The organism is Extibacter sp. GGCC_0201 (assembly GCF_017566055.1).
In the GTDB taxonomy this organism is placed as follows: Bacteria; Bacillota; Clostridia; order Lachnospirales; family Lachnospiraceae; genus Extibacter.
On sequence record NZ_JABFCH010000018.1, the window covers coordinates 84,315 to 91,369 of the forward strand.

Genomic DNA, 7,055 nt, shown 5'->3' on the forward strand with positions numbered 1-7,055 from the left:
AGCCACCCTCGCCCATGCCAGTAAAGTAGATAGCGGGCGGGAAGCCGGGTGGGAGATGCGCAGATGTAAGCGGAAGAGGCGGAGAATCCTTTCCGTAGCCCTTATCCTGCGGGATGCAAGCCGCTATCGGCGCGCATTGTGCAGGGTTAGGGCTACGTGAAATAGTCGCAGCCTCGTACGCATCGAAGCAGATGCCACCCGGCTCCCCGTCCGCAGCTGCTTTACTCCCCTCTACTACTCTGACACCTGAATCATGACCTTTCCGGTCCTTCTGTATTCCGGTTTTGTAAATACATCCGCGATATCATCCAGCGGAACGATATTTGTTATCAGGCTTTCCAAGTCGATTGCCTTGGATTCCAGCACCTGGATTGCACGTTCAAACGTATATGGATTGATGAACGAAGAAGTGATTTTCAGTTCTTTCTTGAATACGTCATCCGGTTTGAGAGGAAGGCTCTCGTCCGGCGCTGCCAGGCCGAAATACATAACCGTGGCGCCTTTTCCGGCGAACTTGATGGCATCTTCCTGCGTATGTATGTTGCCGACACATTCGATGACTACGTCCACGTTGGCACAGTAATCAGCCAGCACGGCCTGCACATCCTCTTCTATCGGGTTGATCGTCTTTGTCGCACCGAGCTTCACGGCCAGCTCCTTCTTCTCCTCAACAGGCTCTGACAGGATTACTTTGGAGGCCCCCGCATTTTTAGCCAGCTGCATCATGATCATTCCTATCGGACCTCCGCCCATCACAAGCACCGTGTCCCCTGACTTGATATTACACAGGTCTATTCCATGCAGACAGCAGGATATCGGTTCCGCCATAGCGGCTTCCATAAAGCTCAGCTCATCTGAGAATTTATACACCTGCTTTTCCCTTATGACGACATACTCGGCAAAACCGCCGTCTACCGTCGTTCCAAGCCCGATATTGTTCGTACAGAAATGCTGCATCGCATTCTTGCAGTAATAACATTCGCCACACATATCGTTCGGGTCGCCGCTTACTCGGTCGCCGACCTTCACCGAGGTGACGCCGGCTCCGGCTTTCGCTACCACGCCGGAGAACTCATGTCCCGGAATGAGCGGAGGCGTAACCGCAAAAGAGCCTCCGTCACCGTTGAATATGTGGATATCCGTCCCACACACTCCACAGTATTTCACCTTGATCATGACTTCATTATCTTTCAGTTCCTTCTCAGGTACCTCTTCTACTCTCAAATCCTGCTTTCCATAATATACCGCAGCTTTCATATCTATAATCCTCCATTAATGACTACAGTCAAATAGTATCAAAAAACTCATCGATAAAGCAGATTGCCGCACCTGCCGCGGCAGATTCCACCTTATACTTGCAAGGGAACAGAAAGTCTTTGGCAAAGTCGCTGAAGGAAGTCCTCTCGTCTACTCTTCTGCACAGTTCTTCCATATAAGACTCTATATATGCACCGACATAGCCGCCAAGTATGATGTCCGAATCGAACAGCATACGTATGTTGTTGATGCCGAGCGACAGGTCATCGAGATATTTATCCCAGAGCCTTTCCGCTTCCCTGTCCCTGGACTGCAGAAGCGCAAAGAACATCTCCAGGTTCCCGTCCGTGTACTGGTCCAGATTGGTCGAACGGCAGACCGTATCAAAGCAGCCGTATCTCCCACAGTAGCACAGCTCCCCGCCTTCCGGCACCACAGTCATATGGCCGATCTCGCCGCTTTTCTGCGTGTTGCCTTCATATATGTTGTTGTCGACCAGGACCGCCCCGCCGACACTGTTGCTCAGGCTGATGTAAAATGCATTGCATATATCATGGTCAATCCAGACCTCCGCATAGCCCGCCGCGCTGGAATCATGGAACAGCCGGCTGTTGTACGGAATATATCTCGCTATTTCTTCCCTTGTCTTTCCGGTAAAGTTAAGGGTAAGGCCATAGGTTACGATCTCACCGTCTTCAGACACAAGACCCTGCACCGCGATTCCGACACCAAGCAGCGCTTCGTCGCTGATCTCTGCCTCATTCTTGATCCGCTCGACTACTTCACCGATTTTCTTTAAATATTCTTCATCCTCTAAATTAAATGTAATGCGCTCCTTCGTCATGTCAATGACATCGCCCGACAGATCTACCGCCACGCAGTTGATGTGATGCCCGGTCAGGTAGACGCCGATGGCTGCCCTTGCCTTCTTCACATAGGAATATGCCGTCGCATTGCGCCCTCCGGTATTCTGTATCTTCCTGGAGGTATCTATGAGCTTCCTCTGCTCCAGATACTGGAGCTTCTGCGTAATCGTCGGAAGGCTGAACTTGAGCCCTAAAACGATGTCCTGTTTGGAAACCGACTGATGTGTCCGTATATAATGATATATCTGTTGACTTTTATTCAATGTTAGCTACCTTCACTTGTCTTATAATTATATACTCATCATTTTACTTACGATTGCGCCATATGTCAACAAACAGTCCCCCAATCGCCCTTCATAACCCTTCATATTCTTTAAAATCCCAGTAAATTGACATTTACCGGGATTTTTAAGCTTAATTGTTCATATATAATGTACGGATATTAATTCTGCTGCCTCTTTTTCTGGATACAGTCGAAGCCAACCGCAAGCGCAAGCACCACGCCCATGACAACATCCTGAATATAGGAATTAATATTCAGCAAAATCATGCCGTTCGTCAGGGCACCGATGATAAATGTACCAGCTACGACACCTGATATCTTGCCATATCCGCCGGTTACAGACACGCCGCCTAATACGACACAGGTGATAACCTTGAACTCGTATCCATCGCCTGCGTTAGGCATTCCTGAATTCGTACGTGACAGCATGACGATACCGGCTAATCCTGCAAAAAAACCGGAGATAGCAAATACGAGATATTTGATTCTTCCAACCCGGATGCCTGACAGTCTCGCTGCTTCCACGTTACCGCCTACGGCATAGAAGTAACGTCCAAAATAAGTCTTGTTCAAGATAAATGATCCAATTGCAAAGCAGATGATCATGAGAATTACAGGTACCGGAACGACGCTGACATACCCCTGTCCGATTATACGGAAATTATCTGTAAATCCGTTAATTGGAAGGCCGCCGCTCAATATATAGGCAAGGCCTGAGAACGCCGTCTGGGTCGCAAAGGTAGCAATCAATGCCGGAATACCGATTGTGGATACCATAAAACCGTTCAACACACCAATCAAGGTAGATACTGCGAGTGTAATAAGTATGGCAAGCCACATATTTACTCCCATGTTAACCATCAGATAGGCACATACTATGTTGACAAATGACATGATTGAACCTGTTGCCAGGTCTATGTCTCCAAGCAAGATAACAAATGTCATACCGATGGAGGCAATACCGAACATGGATACCTGACGGAGCAGCGAGAATATGTTGCTCGGGTTTATAAATCTCGGATTTGCGATAGTAAACGCAATGACGAGAATCAAAAACACTACCCATATCGCTTTATCTTTTAATTGGTATACTACTTTATTTTTCATACAGTCTGACCCTCCTCCATTCTTGCTGCGGACGCATACGCCATAATGGTTTCCTGATTGAACTCGCTCTTTTCAAGCTCTCCGGTCATCTCACCTTCCGACAGCACTACAATTCTGTCCGACATACCCATCAGTTCCTCCATCTCAGAAGAAATCATCAGAATTGCCTTTCCTTCTTTTTCAACTAAATCATTCATCAGCTTGTAAATCTCGTACTTTGCCCCGACATCGATTCCTCTTGTCGGTTCATCAAATATGATCAGCTCGGAATCCGCCGCAAGCCATCTCGCCAGAATGACCTTCTGCTGATTCCCGCCGCTTAAGTTCTTCACGAGCTGATGCAGCGTCGGTGTCTTGATCGCCATGCTCTTCTGATATTTCTCGGCGGTCTCAAGCTCCAGCTTGGAATTGATGACGCTGAGACGGGAATTCCTCTCATAAATCGGCATATTGATATTATTTTTGATTGATATCCCGAGCATGGCCCCGTGCCGTTTCCGGTCCTCCGGCACAAGTGCGATTCCCAGGTCAATGGCTTCCCGCGGGCTCTTCGGGTTCACTTCCCTTCCCTTGAATATCACCTGCCCGGATGTCTTCTGCGCAGCTCCGAAGATAACTTCCGCCAGCTCGGTGCGGCCCGCGCCGACCAGCCCGCCAAGTCCTACGATCTCACCTTTATGTACCTTCAGGCTTATGTCATTGTCTCCATTGCCGGTGACTCCCTTCAGCTCCAGAACCACTTCATTCTTATCGACACAGTCCTCCCGCGGCGGATAGGTTTCCGTCAGCTCCCGGCCGACCATCAGCTTGATCAGTTCCTGGACCTCGCTGTCCTTCGTAATTAAAGTTTTGACATATTCGCCGTCACGTAAAACGAGGATTCTATCTGACAGACGATAGATTTCATCCAATCTATGAGATATGTAGACAATAGAAATCCCTTCCTTGCGCAGTCTTTCTACTACCCGGAACATACTTTCAACTTCCGCGCTCGTCAGAGGTGCAGAAGGCTCATCCATAATCAATATCTTCGCATCCTGCTGGATCGCCTTGGCAATCTCAACCATCTGCTGATAGCCGACCGTCAGGTTTTTCATCAGAGTCTTCGGGTCAATCTTAATCTGGAGCTGTTCAAAAGCTTTTGCAGCCTCCCTCTCCATTGCCTTCTTATCAATTACAGGTCCTTTTTTGATAGGCCTGCCTAAAAAAAGGTTCTCTGCTGCCGACAGTTCCTTAACATTGTTGAATTCCTGATAAATGATTGCAATTCCGTTCTCAGCTGCAAGCTGAGGCGTCATGCTAGTGAATTCTTTGCCGTTTACGATAATCTTGCCGGAAGTCGGGATAACTGCTCCCGAACAGCATTTGATCAGCGTAGATTTTCCGGCCCCATTTTCTCCAATCAGTGCAAGTATCTCGCCTTTCTTCAGTTCCAACGTAACATCTTTCAGTGCGACAACACCCGGGTATTCTTTTCTTATATGCTCTAACTGCAGTACATATTCTTCGCTCATATTCATTTCCCCCTGAGTCAAGCGGATATTACATAGAGGCGGAGCAACCCGCCTCTATCTTATCGTCTCGCTAGCTTTATTATGATGTTACATTCCCTTCATGATATCATCGATGTTGTCCAGATTGATTTCCATCGTCGGTCTCTGAACATTGTGATTGTCACCTGAGAAGTCTTCACCGTCGAGGATTCTCTCATACATCTTCATACAAGCTTCTGCTGTGTCTGTACTGGAACCTTCGAAACCGATAATTGCTCTTACAGCCTCGTCTCCCGCTTTCAGAGACTCTAACTGCTGCGGAGTTACGTCTGTCGTGATAACGCCATAGTTCTCCGGGATATTGCCGGCTCCGCCGAACTTCTGCAGCAATGCTTCGTTAGAACCAATCATAGCGCCTGCTCCAACTCCAACAAAGATAGAGCAGTCTGGATTTGCCTGAAGAACAGTCTCAACATTAGTCTGTGCTTCATTTGCTTCCAGTCCGTCGACCTCAGCTACTACTTTGTAGTTGCCTTTGTCACAGTTCTCTTCCAGCCCTTCTTTGATGCCGTTTGCTCTCTCTAACAGAACCTTTGTAGATGGTTTGCCGATGACGCATACCTCAGCCGGCTTATCTGCTGTATAGTGCTCATTGATGAAAGCTGCCGCTGTCTTACCAATGTCATTTCCAAGTGCCGTGTTGTCAAGAATCCAGTTTGCAGTCGTATTCTCCATCGGATCATCCCAGCACATAACTTTGATTCCTTCATCAAGCGCCTGCTGGCATACCGTCTCGAGCGCGTCAGCATCAGCCGGGTGGACCATGATCAAGTCACAGCCTGATGTGATAAAGTTCTCGACCTGGCTGATCTGCTCTGATGAATTGTTAGAGCAATCCTGCAATGTGTAGTCCCATCCTTTGTCTTTCAAGAGTTCTTCCAGCTTACCCATAACGCCTGCCCAGTAATCGTTCTTCAGAGACTGGATGGAGATGCCGACCTTGTAGCTGTCTTTCTTCTCGTTATCCTTCTTGTCGTCTCCGCCAGAAGTTGGTGACTTGGTTGTACATCCGACAACCATTGCCGCGATCATTGCCACGCAAAGAATCACGCTTACCACTTTTTTCCTCATAATACGTTTTCCTCCTTGAAATATATTATTTTATAGCTTTTGCTATCAGCTATCCAGTTAAGGATCCCTTTAGAAGCAGGTAAATGCTCCATCTACGATGATATCGGATCCTGTTGTAAACGTACTCGTGTCCCCTGCAAGGTATACGAGGATCGACTGGAGCTCCTCAGGCTTTCCAAGCCTTCCCATCGGTGCCATTGCATTCCACTGTGTAATCAATGGTTTCAGGTGCTCTGCATTCATAATCAGCTCAGTTCCTATGTATCCGGGGCTTATGCAGTTTACACGCACGCCCTTCTTGGCCCACTCTACTGCAAGTGATTTGGTCAGCTGGCTAACACCGGCTTTTGAAGCATTGTATGCGCACTGTGGCTGCGGCACGTTCACGATATGCCCTGACATGGAAGCGGTATTGATGATGGATCCATGTCCCTGTTTCAGCATCACTCTTCCAGCCGCGGTAGCACAGAGGAATACGCCGGTAAGATTGATATCGATTACTTTCTGCCACTGTTCAAAGGTCATCTCCTCTGCAGGAGCGTTTACTGCGATACCGGCGTTATTGTAGCAGGCATCCAGCTTTCCATATGTATCGACAACCTTTGCAACCATTGCTTCAACCTGATCCTTATCCGTGACATCACACTCGATTGCAATTGTCTTGGAGCCTGTAGCCTCTGCAATCTCTTTGGCAACTTTCTCAGCGCCTTCCAGGTTGATATCCACGACAGCCACGTCAGCACCTGCTTCTGCAAATGCCGTAGCAGCGCATTTTCCAATCCCGCTCGCAGCACCTGTCACATAGATTGCCTTGCCGTCCAGTCTCATGCTTTCAATAATTCCCATTTCGTCCTCCTCCCGGTTACTAGCCGTTCTGCTTAATATTGCGTTGCCGCTGTTCATAAAGTATACTTTTCT

At 48.1% G+C, this 7,055-nt stretch carries 6 protein-coding genes; all 6 read right to left on the bottom strand.

The window, feature by feature from the left end; genetic code table 11:
* Positions 1–234: 234 nt before the first annotated feature.
* The 6 genes from HJV72_RS12820 to HJV72_RS12845 all read right to left on the bottom strand — a co-directional run bounded on the left by HJV72_RS12820 (position 235) and on the right by HJV72_RS12845 (position 6,983).
* Positions 235–1,257, bottom strand: coding sequence for a zinc-dependent alcohol dehydrogenase family protein (locus tag HJV72_RS12820; RefSeq protein ID WP_208071448.1), 1,023 nt, complete (start codon positions 1,255–1,257; stop codon positions 235–237).
* Between the two features lie 28 nt (positions 1,258–1,285).
* Positions 1,286–2,386, bottom strand: a complete 1,101-nt coding sequence (locus HJV72_RS12825) for an ROK family protein (RefSeq protein WP_066580087.1) — start codon at positions 2,384–2,386, stop codon at positions 1,286–1,288.
* A 179-nt stretch (positions 2,387–2,565) separates the two neighbouring features.
* Entirely contained in the window at positions 2,566–3,513 is a 948-nt protein-coding gene (locus tag HJV72_RS12830) for an ABC transporter permease (RefSeq protein WP_066580090.1), read from the bottom strand.
* Positions 3,510–5,027 (bottom strand): sugar ABC transporter ATP-binding protein, encoded by a 1,518-nt coding sequence (locus HJV72_RS12835; RefSeq protein WP_208071449.1) that lies wholly within the window; start codon positions 5,025–5,027, stop codon positions 3,510–3,512. Before HJV72_RS12835 ends, HJV72_RS12830 begins: the two co-directional genes overlap by 4 nt.
* A gap of 87 nt (positions 5,028–5,114) precedes the next feature.
* Positions 5,115–6,137: a sugar ABC transporter substrate-binding protein gene (locus HJV72_RS12840; protein WP_066580093.1), complete on the bottom strand. Its 1,023-nt coding sequence runs from the start codon at positions 6,135–6,137 to the stop codon at positions 5,115–5,117.
* A gap of 69 nt (positions 6,138–6,206) precedes the next feature.
* Positions 6,207–6,983: an SDR family oxidoreductase gene (locus tag HJV72_RS12845; protein ID WP_066580094.1), complete on the bottom strand. Its 777-nt coding sequence runs from the start codon at positions 6,981–6,983 to the stop codon at positions 6,207–6,209.
* Positions 6,984–7,055 lie beyond the last annotated feature (72 nt).